Source organism: Microbacterium sp. BLY (assembly GCF_017939615.1).
Lineage (GTDB): Bacteria > Actinomycetota > Actinomycetes > Actinomycetales > Microbacteriaceae > Microbacterium.
Window position 1 is genome coordinate 228159 of sequence record NZ_JAGKSR010000001.1, and the last position, 21947, is coordinate 250105.

A 21947-nucleotide genomic window follows, 5' to 3' on the forward strand; every position below is an offset into this window, starting at 1 on the left:
CAGGCTAGTCCACGGTCGTTACTGGCCGCCTGGACGGGCGACCGAGAGGTCCTCCGCGACGGTGGCGCCGATCGGCGTGAGGTCGTCGATGCCGGAGCCCTGGACCGCGGTCAGACGCAGCCAGTCCCCACCCGCCCGCAGGTCGAGCACCTGACGTCCGAGCTCGTCGACCCCCGTGAGGGCGGCCTCCGCGCCCTCGACGACGACCTCCTCCTGGTCGTCGAGCTCGAGCTCGTCGAACGCCCACGCGCCACCCGGCAACGTGGTGAGGATGACGTAGCCCTGTGCGGCGTACTCGTCACCCTCGGACGCGTAGTAACAGATGCGCGACCCGTTGCGCTCCTGGTAGACCTCGGCCGGGATCGACCACCCGCCGAACGCGTCGACGACGTGCACCTCCGCAGCGTCGATATGCTCGGCGAGCTCGTTCGCCGTGAGGAAGCGCGAGCAGTCCACCCCCGCGACCGCGCTCTCCGGTACCTCCACCTCCCGCAGCGACGCCACGGCCGACGCGGCGAGTCCGCGCAGGCCCTCCTCGAGCGTCGCGGTGTCGTCCGGGCCCTTCTCCGGGTCGACGACGGTCGCCGAGACGAGCACCTCGCCGTCGACGAGCTGGAAGAAGCAGTATCCGCCGCTCTCGCAGCGGGCCTCCTCCCCGTAGTAGCCGCCACGAGACTCCGCGCCCGTGATGGTCTCCGCGGCGCCGGGAAGGATCGTGACCTCCCAGTTGCGTTCCGTGGTGCCGGCGGAGCAGGCGATCCCGCCGGCTCGCTGGAACATGTGCTGCGCAGGCCCCGGGTACCAGCTCGGCGAGGACCACACGCCGAGGACCTCCGCCACATCACCCTCGACCTCACCGACGGCGCTCGTCATCGCTGCGGCGACATCCGCGCAGTCCACGTCGAACGCCGGGGTCGGGGCGCCGGGACCGGTCGTCGGCGCGGGGGTCACATCAGCGGTCGGCGTCCCCGTCGGCGCGACCTCCGGCTCGGGCGCGCAGCCGGCGAGCACGAGGACGGCAGCGGCGCCGATGGCCAGGAGTACACGGGGTCGCATGGCCTCAGCCTAGGGCCGGGAGGCGCGGGTGCCGGGGAGCACGCCCCGGCACCGGCGCGAGTTCACTCGCCGCGGGAGACGCGCACCATCTCGTCGCGCGGGACGACCTTGACACGTGCCCGCTCCTGCGGGGCGCCGAGAGCGATCTCGTGCTCGTCCAGGCGGTGCCAGCCGTCGAGGTCGGTCCAGGCCACGCCCCGGTCCGCGAGCAACGCGGGGATCGCGTCCTCCGACGGGTCCTCCGGCTGCCACCAGGATCCCTGGTCGTTGATGAGGTGCCGGACGGTCTCCATCGCGTCGGACTTCGTGTGGCCGATGAGGCCGACCGGTCCGCGTTTGATCCAGCCGGTGGCGTAGACGCCGGGGACGCGGTCGTTGGAGTCCTTCGCGAGCACCTGGCCCTCGTGGTTCGGGATGACGCCGTGCTTCTTGTCGAAGGGGACGCCGGGCAGCGGCGAGCCGAAGTAGCCGATGGCACGGTACAGGGCCTGCACCGGCACCTCGCGCATCTCCCCCGTGCCGACCGCCCCGCCCTGGCCGTCCGGCTGCGTGCGCTCGTACACGAACGCCGCGACGCGGCCGCTGTCGTCCGTGCGGACCTCGACCGGCCGCGCCCAGAAGTGCAGGTGCAGACGGCGGGAAGCGGTGCCGCCCGCGTTGTTGACGGAGTCGCGCTTGCGCCACGACTGCAGGATGCGGTCGATGACCATGACCTGCTTGTTGCTCGCGACGGCGGCCTTCGACGCCTCGTCGTAGTCGAAGTCCTCGTCGTAGACCACCATGTCGACGTCGCGCAGCTCGCCGAGCTCACGCAGCTCCAGCGGCGTGAACTTGACCTGCGCGGGACCGCGACGGCCGAAGACGTGCACATCGGTGACGGCGCTGGCCTTCAGACCCTCGTAGACGTTCTCCGGAACCTCGGTGACAAGGAGGTCCTCCGCGTGCTTGGCGAGCATGCGGGACACGTCGAGCGCGACGTTGCCGTTGCCGAGGACCGCGACCGACGCGGCGTCCAGCGGCCACTCGCGCGGCACGTCCGGATGCCCGTCGAACCAGCTGACGTAGTCGGCGGCACCGTAGGAGCCGATCGCGTCGATTCCCGGGATGTCCAGCGTCGTGTCGCGGATCGCTCCGGTCGCGAAGATGACCGCGTTGTAGTGCTTCTTGAGGTCGTCGAGGGTGATGTCCTCCCCGAAGCGGACATTGCCGAACAGCCGGATGTCGCCGCGGTCGAGCACGTCGCGGAGGGCGGTGATGATGCCCTTGATGCGGGGGTGATCGGGAGCGACGCCGTAGCGGACGAGGCCGTAAGGGGCGGGGAGCTGCTCGAAGAGGTCGATCGACACGTCGAACTTGCGCTCCGCCTTCAGCAGGATGTCCGCGGCGTAGATGCCTGCGGGGCCTGCACCGACGATGGCCAGTCTCAGCTTGGTCATGGAGGTCCTTTCGTGTGCCGTCGCGGCGGACACCCGGGCACGAGGCCCGTTCGCGGTGTCAGCTGGAGCGCTCGGCGAGGGTCTCGGCGAATCGGGTGAGCGCTTCGCGCACGGTGCCGCGCGGAAGGGCCGCGAGCGCGTCGATCGCCTCCTGCGTCCAGGCGTGCGCGAGCTCGAGGGTCTTCTGGGTGACGGGGTGGTCGCGCAGCTCGTCCAGCGGGCCGTCGAGGATCGCCGCGTCGGCGCCGTCCGCGATGAGAGCCACACCGTCGTCGATGCGGGCGGCGAGGTCGGCGGCCGCCGCATCGTCCTCCGCCTTGAGCAGGAGGTAGGGCATGGTCGGCACGCCCGCGCGCAGGTCGGTGCCGGGGACCTTGCCGGTCTCCTCCGGCTTGGCGGACAGATCGATCACGTCGTCGAGGAGCTGGAAGGCGACGCCGATCTTCTCGCCGTAGACGCGCAGCGGCTCCTCGAACTCCGCCGGGGCGTTCGAGAAGATCACGCCGCCCTGGGTGGCCGCCGCGATGAGCGAGCCCGTCTTGTCGGCGAGCACCTGGATGTAGAACGCGATCGGGTCGTCCTCGGGCTGCGGGCCGAGGGTCTCGTGCATCTGACCGAGGACGAGGCGCTCGAACGTGTCGGCCTGGAGGCGGATCGCCCGCTCGCCGAGGCGCGACATGAGCTGGCTGGCGCGGGAGAAGAGGATGTCGCCGGTGAGGATGGCGATGTTGTTGCCCCACACCGTCTGAGCGGCGGGGACCCCGCGGCGACGGTCGGCACCGTCCATGACGTCGTCGTGGTAGAGCGATCCGAGGTGGGTGATCTCCAGCGCCTTCGCGACGTCGATCACCTCCCGCGTGTTGCCGTCGCCGAGCTGCGCCGCGAGCAGGGTGAGCACCGGCCGGATGCGCTTGCCCCCGGCCTCGTACAGATACCGGCTGGCGGCGTCGGCGAGAGGGTCGGCGACGCGCACGTCGTCCGCGAGCCCGGTCTCGACCAGTTCCAGTCCGTCCTCGATGGTGCGGGCGATGCGACGCGCGGCGGGACCGACGAAAACGCGATCGCTGAAGCCGAGACGGCTCGCGAGTCGCGAACCCGGGGCGCTGGGGCTCGAAGTCACGCTCCCAGCCTACCCGCGTCGGGTGACGCCGTTCGCGCCGGAGTCACGCCGGCTTGCGGGCCCGGTGCAGGGCCACGATGCCGAAGGTGAGGTTGCGGTAGGCGACGTCCTGCCAGCCGGCCTCCCGGATCCAGGCGGACAGCCGCTTCTGGTCCGGCCAGTCGCGGATCGACTCGTTCAGGTAGTCGTAGGCGTCGCCGTTCGTCCCGGCGACGCGGGCCACGCGCGGGAGGACCTGCGCGTTGTAGAACCGGTAGACCCCGCGGAACAGCTTGCCCGGCGGGGTGGAGAACTCGTTGATGACCAGGCGGCCGCCCGGCTTGGTCACCCGGTACAGCTCGCGCAGCGCCTTCTTCGGGTCGTTCACGTTCCGCAGCGCGTACGACATCGTCACCGCGTCGAACTCGCCGTCTCCGAACGGGAGGGCCGTGGCGTCCGCCTGCACGAACGAGAGGTTGCGCATCGCGCCGTGCCGACGCTCGCCTTCCGCGAGCATGCCCGGCGAGAAGTCCGCCGCGACCACCTGGGCGCCGCTCCGGGCGAGGGAGGCGGACGACGATGCCGTGCCCGCACCGAGGTCGAGGATGCGCTCCCCGGGCTTCGGAGCGACGGCGCGCGTGGTCGCGGCCCGCCACAGCGCGTCGTTGCCGAACGTCATCGCGGTGTTCGTGCGGTCGTACCCGGCGGCGACCTGGTCGAACATGCCGCTGACGCGGGCGGGGTCCTTGCCGAGATCGGCGCGGTTCTTGTCGTTCGCGGTCACGCGTCCAGTCTAGGCGCGAGCTCCAGCGCCTCCAGCCGGTCCAGCCACGGATCGGCGGTGGCGTCATCGAACGGCGCCGTGCGTTCCCTCACCCGCGTCTCGAGGTCGAGCGCCAACTCCTCCAGATGCCGCATGACGGCGGCCGGGTAGCCGTAGCGCTCGCTGTGCTCGGCCCACTCGTCACGATCGTCGACCCAGGTGCCGCGCTCGCCCTCCACCCGGACGACGTCGAGGTCCATGTCGATCCCGGTCGCGAGCAGCGGATCGTCCGACCAGCGCACGTCCCATCCGAGATCGATGTAGACGCGCATCCCGCGCGGATGTCGCCGGTTGACGGTGAGGGCGAAGTCGGCGCTCGGCGGCACGAGCGTGACGTTCGGGGTGGCCGCGTGGAACTCCGCTCCCGGACGCACGCTGTGCCAGCCGGTCGGCTGCCCCACCCAGTCGCCCCAGCGGTCGGCTCCCAGGTACACGCACTCGTGGCGCCAGTGCGGCGACCCGTCCCACTTACGCCACTGGAAGATCATCTCGGCACCGGCTGCGGGACGCGCATCGCTCATCCGCCCACCCTACGTCCGCGGGCTCCGACGACGCCCCGCGGAATAGGCTGGAGGGGTGCAGCACACCCCCCTGGTCGTGGAGACCCGAGAGATCGACCCGGTCGACGACCTCCTCTCCTTCGCGGACCCCGCCCACCCTCTCGCCTGGTTCCGTCGCGGCGACGGGATCGTGGCCGTGGGCGAGCCTCTCGCCGAGCTCCGCCCGGCGGCGGAGACCGGACGGCCGCGCGGCGAGGCCCTCGCCGCTCTCTGGCACGACCTCACCGCCGCGGCCGAGGTCACGGACCCCGTGCGCCTCCCCGGCACCGGCCTGGTCGCGTTCGGAGCGTTCACCTTCGACGAGGACTCGCGCGCGGACAGCGTGCTCGTCGTCCCCGCCCGGATCCTCGGACGACACGGCGACCGGTTCTGGGAGACCCGCATCCGCCGCTCCGACGACGAGCGTGCCCCGGGCGCCGTCGAGCCCGCCGCGTACGGACCGCACTGGGCCGGCACCGTCGGCCCGGGGGCACAGAGCCCGCAGGGCTACCAGGACGCCGTGCGCGGAGCGCTCGCCCGCATCGCGGACGACGAGGTCAGCAAGGTCGTCCTCGCCCGTGACCTCCAGGGGACGATCCCGGCCGGCTCCGACCTGCGGCGCCTCGTCCGGGCGCTGGCCACCGGGTACCCCGACACCTGGGTCTTCGCGGTCGACGGACTCATCGGCGCCAGCCCGGAGACCCTCGTCACGGTGCAGGACCGGACGGTGACCGCACGCGTGCTCGCCGGCACGATCGGGCGCGGGGCCGACGCCGACGCCGACACCGCGGCCTCCGCGCACCTCGCCTCCAGCACCAAGGACCTCGACGAGCACCAGTACGCCGTGCAGAGCGTGCTCGCATCCCTGCGCCCGTACACCAGGGCTCTGGCGGCGAGCGAGCAGCCGTTCCTGCTCAAGCTGCCGAACCTCTTCCACCTGGCGACCGATGTGGAGGGCGAGCTCGAGAACGGCCGCTCTGCCCTCGACCTCGTGCGCGCCCTGCACCCGACCGCGGCCGTCGCCGGGACGCCGACACCGGCGGCCATCGCCGCCATCCGGGAGCTCGAGCCGTTCGACCGCGGCCGCTACGCCGGGCCCGTCGGCTGGGTCGACGCGGACGGCAACGGCGAGTGGGCCATCGCCCTCCGCTGCGCGCAGTTCACCGCCGCCGAGGACACGATCACGGTCACCGCCTACGCGGGGGCCGGGATCGTCGCCGGATCGGATCCGGAGAGCGAGCTCCTGGAGACCCGCGTGAAGTTCCGTCCGCTCGTCGACGCGCTGGCCTGACCCCGGTCAGCTCGCGGCGAGGCGCTTCTTCTCGGCCTCGACGTCGAAGTCGGCGGCCGGCCACTGCGGATCGATGTCCTCGAGGGCGGCGAGCAGCAGCTCCTGCACGGCCAGCCGCGCGTACCACTTCGCATTCGCCGGGACGACGTACCAGGGCGCCGCCTCGGTCGAGGTGCGATCGAAGACGGTCTGGTACGCCTCCATGTACTGCGGCCACAGCAACCGCTCGTCGACGTCGCCCGGGTTGTACTTCCAGTGCTTGTCCGGGCGCTCCAGGCGTTCCATCAGGCGCGCCTTCTGCTCCTCCGGCGAGATGTGCAGCATGACCTTGACGATGCGGACGCCGGAGGCGGCGACGCGCTCCTCGAAGGCGTTGATGGCGTCGTACCGGCGTTCGATCTCCGCGGCGTCGGCGAACGCGCGCACCCGGCCGATGAGCACGTCCTCGTAGTGCGACCGGTCGAAGACGCCGATGAAGCCGGGCTCCGGGAGCCGCTTCTCCACGCGCCACAGGAAGTCGTGCCGGCGCTCCTCCTCCGTCGGCGCCTTGAACGCCGCCAGCGCGACCCCCTGCGGGTCGACGCCGCCGACCACGTGCCGGACGATTCCGCCCTTGCCCGCGGAGTCCATCGCCTGCAGCACGAGCAGCACCGCATCCTGCGCGGCGCCCACCCGACTCTGGGCGAACAGCCGCTCCTGCAGATCGTTCAGCCGCTCCAGGCCCGCGGCGAGGTCGTCCGTACCCCGCGACTTGCCGTGGTCGTAGCCGGGCTTGCTGTCGGGGTCGACATCGGCGAGGCGGAATCCGGGCCCCACCCGCAGGTGCTGCGTCCAGGTGTGCGCGTTCATACGCACATCCTGTCACCGCGGCAGCGGCACCTCGATGATCTGACGACCGCCGCGCGGCGTCGTCAGTGCCTGGTCGAGGGCGGTCCGCGTGGTGACCCGCTGATACTCCCAGCCGTAGGCCAGCGCGAGATGCTCGATCCGCACGCCGTGCGGGGTGTAGAACATGCGGTCCAGGTGCGCGGACGGCGCGGTGCCCGCCACCTCCAGGCCGTCGAAGATCGTGCCGCCCCCGTCGTTGCCGACGATCACCTGGAGTCGCGGCTCGGTCTCGTCGCTCGGGAACAGCAGGGCGCCGACGTCGTGGAGGAAGGCGAGATCGCCGAGCAGCACGCGGGTCACGCCGGGCGCCCCGGCGGCCTGGCTCGCGACGGCGATGCCCGTGGCAGTGGCGATCGTGCCGTCGATCCCGGCGAGGCCACGATTGGCGTGCACGGGGACCTTCTTGCCGCCGAGCACCTCGTCGGCGACGCGGACGAGCCGCGACGACCCGAAGACCAGACGGTCGTGCGGCCACGTGGCCCGCCAGACGGCGTCCACGAGGCGCTCGCGGTCGAGGGGACGACGGACGGCGTCGAGCTCCGCGCGCACCGCGTCGCGGCGGGCGGCGAAGTCGGTGGACGAGAGCCCCTCGGTGTCGGGGGCGTTCTCGCTGAGATCCACGGCCTCGTCGGCGGACCCGCGCATCCACGCGCCGAGCCACTCCCGATCCGCGGCGCCCGAAGCGACCGTGACGACCGCGACGGCGCGCGTGCGGTGGTTCAGGTTGACCTCCTCGCCGCCCTTCCGGACCGCGATCACCTCCACGTCCGTGCGGGACAGCAGGCGCGCGGCCTCACGACTGAGCGTGGGGTGTCCGAGCACGACCACGCGCTCGATGCGCCCGCCCAGGTCATCACGCGCGAGCAGCCGGCGGTAGCCGTGCACCACCTGGCGTCCGAACCGCGCACCGCTGACGATCTCGGCGATGAGCGGCCAGCCGCCCGCGTGAGCGATCTCCTCCGCGTCCCCTCCGGCATCCGCCCCCGCGAGGACCACCGTGCGCGGGCCGCGCTCCAGCACGAACGCCTCCGGCTCCGGCGGGCTCGGCGCCTCCCCCGGCGACAGCGTGCGCACGGGCATCGCGCCCGACAGCGGCTCGCGGGACGGCAGGTTCAGGTGCACCGGACCCTGGACGCCGGGAAGCCCGGACTCGGGTTCCGCCGCTCCGAGCGCGAGGGCGACCACACGGGCGGCGAGACCCGCCCACTCACCGTCTCCCGGGACGGGCGCGTCGATCTGCGCCCGCACCCAGGGGTGGAAGAGCCCCTCCTGGAGGGTGGCCTGATTCGCCCCGACTCCGCGCAGCTCGGGAGGCCGATCCGCGGTGAGCAGCAGCAGCGGCACGCCGGAGTGGAAGGCCTCCATCGTCGCCGGGAGGAGGTTCGCGACGGCCGTGCCGCTGGTGCACACGACCGCGACGGGCACCCGCGTCTCCCGGGCGATGCCCACGGCGGTGAACCCGGCGACCCGCTCGTCGATGCGCACGTGCACGCGCAGCGCGCCCTCTTCGGCGAAGGCCGCCGCGGCGAGCGCGAGAGCCTGCGAGCGCGATCCCGGGGACAGCACGACATCCCGGACGCCGTGGGCGACGAGGTCGGCGAGCAGGGAGGCCGCGGCCTCCATCGCCGGCGACGACGTCACGGGCGCGGATCCGCGGAGGGCGGCTCGTCGGTCTCCTCGTCGAGCCGCGCGAGCTCCTCCTCGAGGCGACGGATCCGGGCGTCCTGCTCCGCCTTGCTGATGCTGCGGAGGAACGCGGGATCGTCGTCCGGGGCCACGACGCGCGGCACACCTTGGTCGTTCGCCCGGCGGCGGCCGATGACGAACCAGAGGATGCCGCCGATGACGGGGATGAGGATGACGATGGCGATCCATGCCCCCTTGGGCACGCCGCGGTGACGCGTCGGCGGCTGCACGGCGCAGTCGACGATGCTGTACACCCAGAACACGGCGGCGAGGAAGCCGCCGATGATCAGTAGTCTCGCCACCCCTCCAGTCTAGGCATGTCGTCGGCGGTCCGGCCCTGGCCGGCGAAGGGCCCGTTGCTAGACTGCGCGCGACATGTCACCCCTCGCCCCCGTCCCGACGCCGCGCGTGCGGGCCGAGCCGATTATCCTGACCCGGATCGTGATCGCCGTCGGCCTCGCACTGCTCCTCGTCGTCGGCGCGTGGTCCGCATCCCACGGCTCGGCGGACGCGCATGCGACCCTGTGCCTCGCCCCCGGCGCCACCTCGTCGGCCGTGGCGGAGACGACCGCGGCTCCGGTCGTCGAGCACGGCGCGGGCGACCTGCTCACGGATGCGGCGACCTGCGCGGCGGCCGCTCTGTGCGCCGTCGCCCTCGTCCTCCTCCTGCGGCACCTGGGCACCCGCCGCGGCGTCCGCCTTCGCCGCCTCCTCCCCCGGACGCTCGCGCCTCTCCGCGCGGGCCCCCGCCCGCGCGTCCGCCCGCTGTCCCTCGCGCAGCTCTCGATCTCCCGCACCTGATCCGACGCCGGCCCCGGCCGCTCCGCGGCATCCCCGTCGTACCCCGTGTTTGGAGACCCCATGAAGACCCCCGTCAAAGCGCCCCTCATCGCCCTCGCCGTCGCCATCGTGCTGCTCGTCGTCGGCATCATCTACGCCCTCAGCCAGCGGCCGGCGCAGCCCGACCCCGACGCCGGGGAGAAGCTGCCCACCGTCCGCACCGACTCCCACGTCCTCGACGACGGAGGGCCGGACGCCGTCACCGTCGTCGAGTTCCTCGACTTCGAGTGCGAGGCCTGCGGCGCCTTCGCCCCCATCGTCGAGGACCTGCGTGCCACATACGACGGCGACATCCGCTACGTCGTCCGGTACTTCCCGTTGCCCGGTCACGTGAACTCGACGCCGGCCGCCCTGGCCGCCGAGGCGGCCGCCGCGCAGGGCCGGTTCGAGGACATGTTCCACCGACTGTTCGCGACGCAGGCGCAGTGGGGCGAGCAGCCGACCGAGACACCCGCGGTGTTCCGCGCCTTCGCCGAGGAGCTCGGACTGGACATGGCCGCGTACGATGCTGCGATCGCGGACCCCGCGACCCTCGCGCGCGTGCAGCAGGACAAACGCGACGGCGAGCGGCTGGGCGTCGCCAGCACGCCGACGTTCTTCGTCGACGGCGAGATGGTCGAGATCCGCGAGTGGGACGACCTGGAGCAGGCGATCGCGAAGGCCGTGGGCGAGTGACCCGGGGTCGCCGTCCGACGGCCCCGCCTCTACGCTGAGCGCATGACCTCGGAGCGCCCCTCGCCGACCCGTCTCGTGCTCGGGGCGCTCCGGACCACCCCGGCGACGCTGATCATGATCGGCCTCGTCCTGCTCACGGGAGTGATCTGGCAGGGCCTGTGGCGACCGTTCCAGGACACCGACCTCTTCCCTCTCGTCGCCTACGGATTGCCGAGCCTCGCCGAGGGGCGATGGTGGACACCGGTCACCGGGACGTTCTTCGTCAACCAGCCCTGGGTGTACTTCTTCACGATCGCCGGGTTCTGGGGCATGGGCTTCCTGGAGCATCGCCGCGGAACCCGGGTCGCGGTCGCGTACTTCGCCGTCGGGCAGCTGTTCGCCGTCTTCGCCACCGCCCTGTTCCTGCTCCTCGTGTCACAGGTGCCGTGGGCATGGGCGCAGACCCAGGCCCACGCCCTCGACGTGGGCGCGTCGGGCGGGACCATGGCCTGCATCGCCGCCGCGGTCGGTCTGTTCCGCCCGCCGTGGCGCGTGCGCGGGTGGCTCGTGCTGCTCGGCTTCGTGTTCGTCGCGATGATGTTCTGGGGCGAGCTGGCCGACCTCGAGCACCTGTTCGCCGTGCTGCTGATCCTGTTCGTCGACCGCAGCCTCCGGGTGCGGCGCACGACCGTCCGCGAGCAGCGGCTGATCGCCGTCATGGCGGTGCTGGTGCTCGTCGCCATCGAGGTCATCACGGTCTTCGTCCCCACCGACGGCCCGTTCGGTCCCACCGATCCCGTCTCCGGCGGATACATCGACACGGCCATCGACGTCGCGGTGATCCTGCTCATCGCGAACGGCCTGCGCCGCGGGCGGCGCTGGGCGTGGATCGTGGCCGTCATCCTCGGCCCCCTCAACGTGCTGGCCGCCACCCTGGTCCTCGTCCTCATCATCGTCACGAGCGAAGCGCAGCTGGAGCTCCTGATCGATGCGGAGACCGAGCTCACGCTCGCGATGGGCGTGCTGTGGGCTCTGGTGCTCGTCTACCTCATCGCGGTGCGCCGCGCCTTCCGCGCGCGGCGGTCGACGAAGCTGGGGCGGCAGCCCGCTCCGACCGTGGACGAGCTCCGCCGCGACCTGCGGGCGCACGGCGGCGGCACCCTCTCCTGGATGACCACCTGGGACGGCAACAGCTACGCCCGCGTCGACGGCGGGATCGTCGCGTATCAGCGCCGCAACGGGGTCGCTCTCGCGCTCGCCGACCCGATCGGCCCGGCGGAGTCCCGGGCGGCCGCGGTCCGCGACTTCATCCGCACGGCCGAGGAGGCCGGCCTCGTGCCCTGCTTCTTCAGCGCGGACGAGGCGACCAGGGCGGCCGTCCCGGAGACCTGGCGCAGCCTCGTCGTCGCCGACGACACGATCGTCGATCTCCCGGGCCTCACCTTCACCGGTAAGCGCTGGCAGCCGGTGCGCACGTCACTCAACCGGGCGGGACGGGAGCACATGACCTTCCGGCTCACGCACCTGACGGAGGAGACCTGGGGCGTGCAGCAGCAGATCAGGGCGATCTCCGAGGCGTGGGTCGGCGACAAGGACCTGCCGGAGATGCGCTTCACCCTCGGCACCCTGGAGGAGGCGGAGGACCTCGAGGTCCGCCTGGCTCTCGCGATCGCCCCGAACGGCGATGTCGACGGATTCCTGTCGTGGCTGCCCGTGTACGGGGAGGGCGGGGTGGTCCGGGGCTGGACCCTCGACCTGATGCGGCGCCGCGAGGGCGGTTTCGGGCCGGTGATGGAGTACCTGATCGGCGCCTCCGCGCAGCGGTTCTCGGACGAGGGCGCGCAGATCATGTCGCTCTCGGGGGCGCCCCTGGCCCACGACTACCCGCAGGACGCGGGAGTGATCGCGGTGCTGAGCGACCGGCTCGCGGATGCGCTGGAACCCGTCTACGGCTTCCGTTCGCTGCACCGGTTCAAGGAGAAGTTCCACCCCCGCTACGAGACCATGTACCTCCTCTTCCGCGACGAGAGCGACCTCACCCGCATCGGCGGCGCCCTCACGCGGGCCTTCCTCCCCGATGCCACGCTGCGGCAGTTCGCCGGCGCGGGCCTGGAGCTGGTCCGCGGCGAGCACTGACCCCGCCGGCACGCCCGGGCCGTCACCTGGGGGTCTCCGCGAGTGCGGGGGCGGCGCCCGCCTCCCTCGCGTCCGCGGGACGCTTCGCCGTGTTCGCGATGTGCGCCCGGGCGACGACCAGGACGGCGACGAGCATGATGCCGACTCCCAGCCAGTAGGGGGCGGCGTGGCTGACGACGGTGTACAGCGCCGCGGCGATCAGCGGGGCGACGGTGTTCATCGCCGCGGTGAGGGACTGGGTGGCACCGCCGAGCCATCCCTGCTCGTCGTCGCCGACCGCGTTGGACATCGCGCCGTCCATCGCGGCCTGCGCCGCCCCTTGACCGGCCGCGAGCAGGAGCGCCCCGACGATGAACAGCCAGGGCTGGGCGAGCAGCGATGCGACGATCGCGAGGCCGGCGAGGCCGATCGCCTGCGCGACGATGGCGCTCACGATCACGCCGCGCTCGCCCATCCTCCGCAGGAGGAAGCCGAGCAGCACGCCCTGGATGAGGATGTCGATGATGCCGACGCCCGCCGTGAGCAGTCCGATCTGCGTGGGCCCCCATTGGATGCTGTCGAGGGCGAGCACGCTGAAGTTGTTCACGAAGAACCCGAACGGCAGAGCGAGCAGCCCGAACGCGATCATCAGCCCGCGCAGCTCCGGGCGGCGGAAGGCGGTCCGGAAGACGCCGAAGGGCTGGACGTCGCGCAGCGCGATCCGGGCGATCCGGTTCTCGGGTCGCAGGCTCTCGGGCAGGAGGACGATGCTGAGGATCGCGATCGTCAGGCCGACGGCGGCGGTGAGGAACACCGGCAGGCGCAGATCGATCGCGGCGAGGAGACCGCCGATGGCGGGCCCGATCATGGTGCCGATGCCCGTGAGCGCGCCGAGGAGCCCGAAGCGCTGCGCACGCTTCTCCGGGGGCGTGATGTCGGCGAGGTAGGCGAACAGGGCGGGGAGGTCTCCGGCGGTCAGCCCCTGGATGACGCGGGCGAGCACGAGCACCCAGAGCGCCCCGCCCACTCCGAACAGCGTCATGGAGAAGGCCGCACCGAACGCCGCGACGATGATGACCGGGCGTCGTCCGAACCGGTCCGAGAGCCGGCCGAGGAGCGGGGCGGCGAGGAACGCGCACAGGCCGTTGACCGCTTCGAGCACGCCGACCCACAGCGCGAGGTCGTGCTCGTGGGTGACGTACTGCAGCACGACGAACGGCAGCACGGGAAGGACGACGGTCATGCCGATGACCGTGAGCATCGTCAGGACGACGAGCATGACCCAGGCGCGGCCGGCGCCGCGGACGGGGAGGTGAGGTGAAGTCATACCGAAAGTGTAGCGATACCAGTTTTGGTGTCAATACACTTTCTGGTCGGGTGCGCGATAGGGTGGCCGCATGACGACGCCCCCGCCCCTGGGCCGCCGCGAGCGCAAGAAGGCCGCGACCCGCAAGAACATCTCCGACGTGGCCACGCGGATGTTCCTGGAACGCGGATTCGACAACGTCAGCATCCGCGAGGTCGCCGACGCCGCCGACGTCTCCCCCACGACGGTCTTCGCCCACTTCCCCCAGAAGGAAGCCCTCGTGTTCGACGAGGACGACGAGCAGCGCGACCGCCTCGTCGCGGCCGTCCGCGAGCGCCAGGCCGGCGTCACGATCAATCGCGCGATCCACGACTTCTACGCCGCGGAGGTCGGCGCCAACCTCGACGAGCACGGCGATGACGTCGCCCGCGTCTTCCTGCGCTTCCTCACCGAGACCCCGGCGCTCCGGGAGTACGCATCGAAGATGTGGCTGCGGCACGAGGATGCGCTCGCGGACGCCATCGCCGAGGAGCTCGACCTCGCCGCCCCGACGCCCGAGATCCGCGTGTACGCCCGGTTCGTCCTGCAGATGCAGATCCTCGTCACCGAGAGCGAGGATCAGCAGAAGGTGCTCGAAGCAGGATCCGCCCTGCTGGAGCACGGCTGGGCACCGATCGAGGACCGCCTCACCGCGCCCCGGGACGCGGTCCCGGACGCCGACGTCAGTCCTCCCGGGGGCGCCGTCGCAGGCTCTTGACGTCCGTGCGGCGATGCTTCGCCGTCAGCCGACGCTCCTTCGATCCTCTGCTCGGCTTCGTCGCGCGCCGCGGCGCCACCGGCGGGCGCACGCCCTCCGCGATCAGCGCCGCCAGCCGCTCCCTCGCCGCCTCGCGGTTGCGCAGCTGCGCCCGATGCTCGGACGAGGCGACCGTCAGCACGCCGTCGACCAGCCGCCCGCGGAGCCGATCGAGGAGTCGGTCGCGCTGCGTCGGCGAGAGAGCCGCGGACCGCGCCGCGTCCCAGACGAGCTCGACCCGGGAATCGGTGGTGTTCACCCCCTGACCGCCGGGCCCCGAGGATCGCGAGAACCGCCACGACAGCTCGGACTCCGGGATCGTCAGACCCGCGGAGACCCGGAGTCCGGAGCGCGGGGCGGAAGGCATGCCTCCATCATCCGGGATGAGCGGCCGAGGAGGCTGAGTGGACGCGACGGCGGGAGTCGAACCCGCAGCGCCTCCGGATATGAGCCGGGGCCCGGGACCGCCCGGATCGCCGCGATGGGGATGACGTTACCCGGCCGTGACCATCCCCACCAGGGCCGTTGCCTGGGATGACACCGTGAGTCCTCGGATGACAGCGGGGGGCTAGCGCCGCCGTCGCGCGCCGTCAACCGGTTCGACCGCGGAGCGCGTCCGCCGTACCGTCGCTCGGACCGATGACGCCCGAGCAGGAGGCCGACATGTCCGAATCTCAGCACAACGACAAGACCCCGACCCCGATGGCCGAGACCGGCGAGCCGCAGGCCCGCCTGGAGGCCGAGGCCCGCCGCGCGATCGTGACCGGAGCCGACTCCGGCATCGGCCGCGCGACCGCCGTGGCCCTCGCCGCCGCCGGAATCGACGTCGGCATCACCTGGCACAGCGACGAAGCCGGCGCCCAGGCAACCGCCGACGAGGTGCGCAGCCACGGCGCCCGCGCGGTCGTCGCGCAGCTCGACGCGTCCGACATCCCGGCCTGCGGCGACGTGGTCGACGCGCTGATCGCAGAGCTCGGCGGCGTCGACGTCTTCGTCAACAACGCCGGGGCCGGGCTTCAGACCCCGTTCCTCGACGTCACTCTCGACGAGTGGAACCGGGTGCTCGACACCGACCTCACCGGTGCCTTCGTCTGCCTGCAGCGCGCCGCACGGTCGATGGTCGCAGCCGGCCGCGGCGGCCGTCTCATCTCCGTCACCAGCGTGCACGAGCACCAGCCGATGGTGGGGGCGAGCGCCTATGACACCGCCAAGCACGGGCTCGGCGGGCTCATGAAGAACCTCGCGCTCGAGCTGGGCCGGTACGGGATCAGCGCGGTCAGCGTCGCTCCGGGCGAGATCGCGACTCCGATGACCGGTCAGACCGACACCGACCCGCACGCCGAGGACCGGCCCGGCATCCCGCTCGGACGCCCCGGCGACGCCCGCGAGGTCGCGGCACTGATCGCGTTCCTCGCCTCCCCGGAGGCCGCCTACATCACCGGCGCCTCGGTCGTGATCGACGGGGGGATGCTCCAGATGGGCCCGCAGGCGGGCGCGGCGATCGAGAGCCACGACTGGCGCACGGTCTGAGAGCGGGCGGTCCGGGCTACCGCCGGATCGAACCCCTGGTGCGGGGCAGGGTGACGTCGCGAGGCGCACGCTGAGGTGTGGCCCGCACCCGAACGAGCCACACCCCCAGTGCGGTGCACTGCCGGATGCGAGCACCCGGTCATAACCGCCACCGTGCGGTGACGGCCACCCCGCGGCGGTACTGGCCCCCACCAGCGGACCGCGAGGCGTCGTCGAGAGCGACTCCATGAAGATCAACACTCAACACGTAACACGATACAACCGTCTGTCGGATCGCGCGAATCGACCTAGGTCAATCCGTGAAAATTCGCGCCGCCCTCTCCCATCGGCGACGATGGACGCATGCGGTGGCCGTGGAGAACGATGTGGCGCCCGGTGCGGCGACGCCGTCGCGGCGGCGGGGGCATCGAGCTGCGCTGGCTGACCGCGCGCTCCTGGACCGAACGCTGGTACCCCCAGGGGATCGACGTGGGCACGCATCGCGGACGACGCGCGCTCGCCGTGAGCTGGTTCCGCCAGGACAGCGGCGGCCGACACCTCGCCTCCCGCGTCACCCTCGTCGACCGCGAACGCGCCCGCCGCATCGACATCGTGCTGGCCGTCGCCGACGACACCGGCACCCTGCAGCCCGCCCGGATCCACGCGGGCGGACTGGCCTGGTTCGGCGACCGCCTGTTCGCCGCCGCGACGGGCCAGGGCATCTGGGAGTTCGACCTCGGCACGCTCCGCCGGGTGCACGGCACCGACGCACAACGGGTCGTCGGCGGGCACCGGCGACGGGATCGGCGGACGATCGTCGTCGCCGTCCGCACCCGACGGCACCCCGTCCCCCTCCGCTGCTCCTTCGTCGGACGCGTGTTCGACGCGGACGGCACCGCCCTCCCCCGGGTCCTCATCGGCGAGTATCGCGGCACCGACAGCGGCCTGATCGGCGAGTTCACGGTCCCCGAGGGGACGGACGACGTCTTCCTCGAGCACGCGCGCTTCCGTCCGGGCATCCGGCACATGCAGGGCGTCGTGCGCTGGGGCGACCGCCTCTTCGTGTCGCAGTCCGACCACCTCCGCCCCGGTGTGCTGTGGAGCGGGAACCACGACCGGCTCACCCGCCACCCCGTCGCGCTGCCGATCGGGTGCGAGGATCTCGCGCTCGATCCCGATGACGCGCTCCTGTGGACCCTCGGCGAGCACCCCTGGCGTCGTGTGGTGCGCGGCATCCCCTTCGCGGCGGTCGGGCTCCGGCGCCCCGACGGGCGCACAGCCCCGCGAACGTAGACTGAAGGGGTGAAGAAGCCCGCCCCCCTCCTCGTCTACACCGTGCTGCGCCTGCTGGCATTCCTCGTGCCGCTGGCCATCCTGTGGTTCTTCTTCCCGATCTTCCGCGAGTTCTGGTGGCTGGCCGCGATCTTCGCCGCCCTCATCGGCGCGAGCATCTCGATGCTCTTCCTCCGCACGCCGCTCTCCGACGCCTCCGCCCGCCTGCACGAGCGCCGGCAGGGCAAGGCCTCCGGCCCGCAGGCCGACGCGGAAGCCGAGGACGAGCTCGTCGACCGCACCCCCGACGACCGCCCCTGACGCAGGACCTCCGCGCACGACTACGGAGATCCGCCACGACGCGCCCTCCCGCCGGTCGCTGCCGCCGCGTGTCGCCGGCCTCCTCCGAAGTCGTGCCGGGTCGAGGTGGATCCGATTGTTGGATCGAGTCGTGAAACTCTCGGCGGAACCATAGGTTCAACCGACATCTCGGCCCACCAGTCCCGGGGCCGCCCGGCGCATGACGGGGAGCGGGTCAGCCGGCGAAGGCCCAGAACAGGGCCCCGGCGTAGAGCAGTGAGGTCAGGGAGGTGAGCGCGAGGGCGATCACCAGTTCCCTCGGCTGCCGGTAGGTCCAGACGATGGCGATCGCGGGAAGCCCGGCGAGGAGCGCGAGCAGCGCGAGCCAGGCGATCGGGAACAGCAACGCGAGGAACACGGCGATGCCGAACGGCACGAGCACGAAGAGCGTGAAGAGGACCTGGGTGGCGCGGCGGCCGATCAGCACCGTCAGCGTGCGCTTGCCGACCTCGCGATCCTGATCGATGTCGCGGAGGTTGTTGGCCAGCAGCACCGCGCAGGCGAACAGCCCGGCCGCGATCGCTCCCAGCCAAGCCTGCTGCGGGAGCAGGAAGACCTGCACCCAGGTGGTGCCGAGGGTGGCGACGAGCCCGAAGAACACGAAGACGAAGACCTCGCCGAGGCCGTAGTACCCGTACGGCCGCTTGCCGCCGGTGTAGAACCACGCGGCGACGATGCAGGCGGCGCCGACCGCGAGCATCCACCACTGCCCGGTCCTCACGACGATCGCGATACCGACCACCGCGGCGAGCGCGAAGAAGACGAGGCCGATGACGAGCACCGTCCGCGGCTTCACCCGTCCGGACGCCGTGAGCCGTGCGGGGCCGACCCGATGGGCGTCGGTGCCGCGGATGCCGTCGCTGTAGTCGTTGGTGAAGTTCACGCCGATCTGCAGCAGGACCGCCACGGCGAGGCACGCGAGGGCGATCACCCAATGGAACTCGGGCCCCGTGCTGCGCGCGGCGCCGGTGCCGATGACGACGGGGGCGATCGCGAGGGGCAGCGTGCGCAGACGAGCGGCGCCGATCCAGTCGGCGGCGGTCACCGGCCCGGCCTCGACGACCGGCCGCTTAGCCGGGTTGCCGCTGGTGCGCGGCGGGGTGCGACGACCGGACTTCTTCTTGCGCTGGGAGGATGCTGCCACCCACGGAAGCCTAGTCGTCGCGGCGATGCGACGAGCTCAGCGGTGCGGGTTGCTGTCCTTGCCGTCGAGCCAGAGCTCGTCGGTCTTGTCGGCATGCGTCCCCGTGGTGCCGACGTGCTTGTCGCTGATCTTCGGCCCCTTCAGGATGACGTGGACCATCGCCTGCGCGTGGCCGTGGCCGAGGCCGTACTCCTCCTTCAGCCAGTTCAGGACCACGGTGGACTTCGTGCTCTCGTCGAACCCCTGCTCGTGAGCGAGGGCGATGAACTGCCGCGGCGTGAGGCCGGTCTGGGTCTCGACCTTGTCGAGGTACGCCTGGAAGGACATGCTTCTCTCCGTTCTCCGTCCCCGCGAGGACCGTCGGGATGATGATCCCACGCGGGCCGGTCTAATCGGCGGTGGCGACGGGGATGATCGGGCGGTGCTCGTAGTAGGTCTGCAGCACCACGGTCGTGCGGGTGCTCACGTTCGCCGCGAGGCGCACATCGCGGACGAGCTGCTCCAGATCGCGCGGCGTCGGCACCCGGACGAAGAGCATGTAGCTCGCGTCGCCGGCGATGGAGTGGCACGCCTCGATGGCGTCGAGGTGCTCCAGGAGCTCCGGGGCGTTGTCGGGCTGGGCCGGATCGAGCGGGGTGATCTCGATGAAGGCGGAGAGCGGGGTGCCCACCTGCTCGGGGTCGAGCACCGCCCGGTAACCGGCGATCACCCCGCGCGTCTCGAGCCTCCGCAGGCGGGACTGCACCGCCGACACGGAGAGCCCCACGGCGTCGGAGAGCTGCGACAGCGTCGCCCGCCCGTCGCGGGAGATGGTCGCCAGGATCGCACGGTCGACAGAATCATCCATGGCTGTAAGATTATCGTCAGGATTCCGTTATTGCCGGAATCTTTCCGTCTTTCACTGCGATCGGAGGTTCCGATGTCCCTCGTTTCCGCCAACAGTTCCGCTGTCCAGGCCGTCGTCGGCGAACCCGAGGTCGTCGAGGACGCGTCGATCGCGGAGAACTCCGCCGCCTGGGCGCAGCTCAAGCGGGCCGCGATCGCCCTCCGCGAGCTGCAGATCAAGGACGGCTCGATCCCTGGCGCTTCGACAAGCTCAGCGACCCAGGACCAGGCGACGGCGCTCGTCGGGGAGATCACCGCCGCGATCCGGGCCCTCGCCCCCGCCTTCCCGCACGACGCGGACTACCTCGCGGCCTCCGTCGCCGACTTCGAGCGCTGGGCGTCCGAGGGCTTCGGCGTGCCCGACTTCCTCGACTCGCTCGTGGCGTTCCAGCCGCAGCAGCACCGCATCGACGGCATCCGACACCTCGTGGTCTTCCCGATGTACACGCAGAACGGCTCCAGCGACCGCCTGGTCGAGGCGCTCATCGTCGAGACCATCTGGCCGGAGTTCATCGCGGCGCTCGAGGCCGGCGACTACGGCAACAAGCTCTTCGTCTCGCTGCGCCTCGTGGACTTCACCCCCGGGTACGACACGAACTCCGCGGTGCTCTTCCCGGAGACCGTCGCCATGCGCGAGATCCCGACCTTCACGTGGGGAGCGATCTTCCAGGACCGCGAGGCCGCCCGTTACCGCCGCGTGGTCCGTGCGGCCGCCGGCATCACCAACCTCGACCTCCCGGAGCGTGCGGCGGCGATGCTCGAGGATCAGGAGATCGCCGAGAAGACGTTCGTGATGTGGGACATCATCCACGACCGCACCCACATGCGCGGGGACCTGCCCTTCGACCCGTTCATGATCAAGCAGCGGATGCCGTTCTTCCTCTACTCGCTGGAGGAGATGCGCTGCGACATGACGGCGTTCCGCGAATCGGTGAAGATCGAGCGGGCGCTCGACGCCCGAGTCGCCGCGGGCGAGGAGCTCACGGAGACCGAGCGCGAGATGCACGAGTACGCGCACCTCGTGCAGTACGCCGTCATCTTCGACCGCATCTTCCGCTTCGCCATCACCGGCACCCGCGTGCGCAACTACGACGCGGTGGGCGGCCAGCTCCTGTTCGCGTGGCTGCACCAGCGCGGCGTCCTGCACTGGACCGACACGGCCCTCGCCTTCGACTGGGAGAACGTTCCGGACGCGGTGGTCGCCCTCGGCGACGCGATCGACGACCTGTACTGGCACTCGATCGACCGCCCGAAGGTCGCGCACTGGCTCGCCGCCTACGAGCTGGTCCGCGGCACGCTGACTCCGCATCCTGCGTCGCAGTGGGCGCGCGGTCTGCCGGACGAGATCCTCGCCGGAGCGCCGAAGGGATACACCGACGCCGTGCTGGACGACGAGTTCCCGCTGTCGATGTTCTTCGAGACGCTGGACAAGAAGATGAAGCCGGTCATCGAGTCGACGGTCGGCATCCGCGGTACGGACGACTGATCCGCACCGCTCCGCTGTGACGCTGGGGCGCACCCCCTCTGCGGCCGGAGACCCGGATCCCGGGTCCGGCCGCAGAGGCATCTCCGACCGAGAGGACACCGCATGACGACGCCGACGAGCCAGGGAGCCCGGGACCGCGTGGTCGTGCTGGCCGGGGCAACGAGCGCCGCGGGCCTCGCCGCGACCCGTGCCCTGCGCGATGCCGGCGCCCGGGTGATCGTCACGGGACGCTCCGCCGAACGCCTGTGCCCTCTCGCTGACGCCGGCGCGGAGACCGTCGTCGCCGACGCCACCTCCCCCGCCGAGATGACCGCGCTCGCCGGTCGGCTCGACACGGTCGACGCGGTGGTGCCGCTCGTGGGCGGCTGGCGGGGTGGCGGCGGCCTCGCCGGGCAGAGGGACGACGACTTCGCGGCACTGCTGCCGGCGCTGGAGGCCGTGCGGGCGACGAGCCGTGCCTTCGACGCCCGGCTCCGCGCCTCCCCCGCCGGACGGTTCGCGATCGTCTCGTCCACCGCTGTCGCCCGACCCCTCGCCGGCGGAGCGAACTACGCAGCGGTCAAGGCGGCGAGCGAGGCCTGGACCCGTGCCGTCGCCCAGGGCTTCTCCAAGGCGGCGCGCGAGGCCGACGAACCGCTGCGCGCCGCTGCCGTCGTGTTCCGCGCCAAGGCGCTCGATCCCGACGCCCTCGCCGCGCGTCTCGTCGGACTCTGGGACGCCGACGCCGCAGACCTCAACGACCGGGTGCTCGACCTGGGCTGA

23 protein-coding genes and 1 tRNA gene are annotated in these 21947 nt (G+C 71.8%); 10 read left to right on the top strand and 14 right to left on the bottom strand.

The window, feature by feature from the left end; translation table 11 throughout:
* Window positions 1-18: 18 nt before the first annotated feature.
* The 5 genes from KAF39_RS01230 to KAF39_RS01250 all read right to left on the bottom strand — a co-directional run bounded on the left by KAF39_RS01230 (window position 19) and on the right by KAF39_RS01250 (window position 4935).
* Window positions 19-1056, bottom strand: a complete 1038-nt coding sequence (locus tag KAF39_RS01230; RefSeq protein WP_210675589.1) for a hypothetical protein — start codon at window positions 1054-1056, stop codon at window positions 19-21.
* 62 nt (window positions 1057-1118) lie between these two features.
* On the bottom strand, window positions 1119-2492 hold the full coding sequence (locus KAF39_RS01235; protein WP_210675590.1) for an FAD-dependent oxidoreductase: 1374 nt from the start codon (window positions 2490-2492) through the stop codon (window positions 1119-1121).
* 58 nt (window positions 2493-2550) lie between these two features.
* Window positions 2551-3612, bottom strand: a complete 1062-nt coding sequence (locus KAF39_RS01240; RefSeq protein ID WP_210675591.1) for a polyprenyl synthetase family protein — start codon at window positions 3610-3612, stop codon at window positions 2551-2553.
* 43 nt (window positions 3613-3655) lie between these two features.
* Window positions 3656-4315, bottom strand: a complete 660-nt coding sequence (locus KAF39_RS01245; protein WP_246878355.1) for a ubiquinone/menaquinone biosynthesis methyltransferase — start codon at window positions 4313-4315, stop codon at window positions 3656-3658.
* 56 nt (window positions 4316-4371) lie between these two features.
* Entirely contained in the window at window positions 4372-4935 is a 564-nt protein-coding gene (locus KAF39_RS01250) for a DUF402 domain-containing protein (protein WP_210675593.1), read from the bottom strand.
* A 55-nt stretch (window positions 4936-4990) separates the two neighbouring features.
* Between KAF39_RS01250 and KAF39_RS01255 the strand changes: the two genes are divergently transcribed.
* The gene (locus KAF39_RS01255) at window positions 4991-6244 is read left to right on the top strand and encodes an isochorismate synthase MenF (RefSeq protein ID WP_210675594.1); all 1254 of its coding nucleotides are present in this window, start codon (window positions 4991-4993) and stop codon (window positions 6242-6244) included.
* A 6-nt stretch (window positions 6245-6250) separates the two neighbouring features.
* On the opposite strand, the gene KAF39_RS01260 is transcribed toward KAF39_RS01255, so the two are convergent.
* From KAF39_RS01260 to KAF39_RS01270, 3 genes are read right to left on the bottom strand one after another with little or no spacing between them, the layout of a single operon-like run.
* A complete protein-coding gene (locus KAF39_RS01260; RefSeq protein ID WP_210675595.1) occupies window positions 6251-7093 on the bottom strand; it encodes a polyphosphate kinase 2 family protein in 843 nt (280 codons plus the stop codon).
* A gap of 12 nt (window positions 7094-7105) precedes the next feature.
* The gene (menD, locus tag KAF39_RS01265) at window positions 7106-8755 is read right to left on the bottom strand and encodes a 2-succinyl-5-enolpyruvyl-6-hydroxy-3-cyclohexene-1-carboxylic-acid synthase (RefSeq protein ID WP_210677898.1); all 1650 of its coding nucleotides are present in this window, start codon (window positions 8753-8755) and stop codon (window positions 7106-7108) included.
* A 14-nt stretch (window positions 8756-8769) separates the two neighbouring features.
* Window positions 8770-9120, bottom strand: a complete 351-nt coding sequence (locus tag KAF39_RS01270) for a PLD nuclease N-terminal domain-containing protein (RefSeq protein WP_210675596.1) — start codon at window positions 9118-9120, stop codon at window positions 8770-8772.
* A gap of 73 nt (window positions 9121-9193) precedes the next feature.
* Between KAF39_RS01270 and KAF39_RS01275 the strand changes: the two genes are divergently transcribed.
* The 3 genes from KAF39_RS01275 to KAF39_RS01285 are packed head-to-tail and all read left to right on the top strand — an operon-like array spanning window position 9194 to window position 12448.
* Entirely contained in the window at window positions 9194-9619 is a 426-nt protein-coding gene (locus KAF39_RS01275) for a hypothetical protein (RefSeq protein WP_210675597.1), read from the top strand.
* A gap of 60 nt (window positions 9620-9679) precedes the next feature.
* Entirely contained in the window at window positions 9680-10333 is a 654-nt protein-coding gene (locus KAF39_RS01280) for a thioredoxin domain-containing protein (RefSeq protein ID WP_210675598.1), read from the top strand.
* Between the two features lie 42 nt (window positions 10334-10375).
* Window positions 10376-12448, top strand: coding sequence for a bifunctional lysylphosphatidylglycerol flippase/synthetase MprF (locus KAF39_RS01285; protein ID WP_210675599.1), 2073 nt, complete (start codon window positions 10376-10378; stop codon window positions 12446-12448).
* A gap of 22 nt (window positions 12449-12470) precedes the next feature.
* Here KAF39_RS01285 and KAF39_RS01290 read toward each other — a convergent pair whose 3' ends face one another.
* Window positions 12471-13754, bottom strand: coding sequence for an MFS transporter (locus KAF39_RS01290; protein ID WP_246878199.1), 1284 nt, complete (start codon window positions 13752-13754; stop codon window positions 12471-12473).
* Between the two features lie 70 nt (window positions 13755-13824).
* On the opposite strand from KAF39_RS01290, the gene KAF39_RS01295 reads away from it, so the two are divergent.
* Window positions 13825-14490, top strand: coding sequence for a TetR/AcrR family transcriptional regulator (locus KAF39_RS01295; protein WP_210675600.1), 666 nt, complete (start codon window positions 13825-13827; stop codon window positions 14488-14490).
* Here KAF39_RS01295 and arfB read toward each other — a convergent pair.
* Window positions 14456-14896: an alternative ribosome rescue aminoacyl-tRNA hydrolase ArfB gene (arfB, locus tag KAF39_RS01300; protein WP_210675601.1), complete on the bottom strand. Its 441-nt coding sequence runs from the start codon at window positions 14894-14896 to the stop codon at window positions 14456-14458. The two genes, KAF39_RS01295 and arfB, sit on opposite strands and share 35 nt — an antisense overlap.
* Window positions 14897-14934: 38 nt before the next feature.
* Window positions 14935-15010 (bottom strand) — tRNA-Met (locus KAF39_RS01305).
* A gap of 221 nt (window positions 15011-15231) precedes the next feature.
* Between KAF39_RS01305 and KAF39_RS01310 the strand changes: the two genes are divergently transcribed.
* The 3 genes from KAF39_RS01310 (at window position 15232) to KAF39_RS01320 (ending at window position 17631) form a co-directional block, all read left to right on the top strand.
* Window positions 15232-16059 carry an SDR family oxidoreductase gene (locus tag KAF39_RS01310; protein WP_210677900.1) on the top strand — a complete coding sequence of 276 codons (828 nt, stop codon included), beginning with the start codon at window positions 15232-15234 and terminating at the stop codon, window positions 16057-16059.
* Window positions 16060-16434: 375 nt separating this feature from the next.
* Window positions 16435-17331 carry a hypothetical protein gene (locus KAF39_RS01315; RefSeq protein ID WP_210675602.1) on the top strand — a complete coding sequence of 299 codons (897 nt, stop codon included), beginning with the start codon at window positions 16435-16437 and terminating at the stop codon, window positions 17329-17331.
* 9 nt (window positions 17332-17340) lie between these two features.
* Window positions 17341-17631 carry a DUF4229 domain-containing protein gene (locus tag KAF39_RS01320; RefSeq protein ID WP_210675603.1) on the top strand — a complete coding sequence of 97 codons (291 nt, stop codon included), beginning with the start codon at window positions 17341-17343 and terminating at the stop codon, window positions 17629-17631.
* 214 nt (window positions 17632-17845) lie between these two features.
* Here KAF39_RS01320 and KAF39_RS01325 read toward each other — a convergent pair whose 3' ends face one another.
* From KAF39_RS01325 to KAF39_RS01335, 3 genes are all read right to left on the bottom strand, one after another.
* Window positions 17846-18814 (bottom strand): 1,4-dihydroxy-2-naphthoate polyprenyltransferase, encoded by a 969-nt coding sequence (locus KAF39_RS01325; RefSeq protein WP_210675604.1) that lies wholly within the window; start codon window positions 18812-18814, stop codon window positions 17846-17848.
* 36 nt (window positions 18815-18850) lie between these two features.
* A complete protein-coding gene (locus tag KAF39_RS01330) occupies window positions 18851-19141 on the bottom strand; it encodes a DUF4287 domain-containing protein (RefSeq protein WP_210675605.1) in 291 nt (96 codons plus the stop codon).
* 61 nt (window positions 19142-19202) lie between these two features.
* Window positions 19203-19661: an Lrp/AsnC family transcriptional regulator gene (locus KAF39_RS01335; RefSeq protein ID WP_210675606.1), complete on the bottom strand. Its 459-nt coding sequence runs from the start codon at window positions 19659-19661 to the stop codon at window positions 19203-19205.
* A gap of 72 nt (window positions 19662-19733) precedes the next feature.
* On the opposite strand from KAF39_RS01335, the gene KAF39_RS01340 reads away from it, so the two are divergent.
* Window positions 19734-21185, top strand: coding sequence for a DUF6421 family protein (locus KAF39_RS01340; RefSeq protein WP_210675607.1), 1452 nt, complete (start codon window positions 19734-19736; stop codon window positions 21183-21185).
* A gap of 102 nt (window positions 21186-21287) precedes the next feature.
* Window positions 21288-21947, top strand: coding sequence for an SDR family NAD(P)-dependent oxidoreductase (locus KAF39_RS01345; protein ID WP_210675608.1), 660 nt, complete (start codon window positions 21288-21290; stop codon window positions 21945-21947).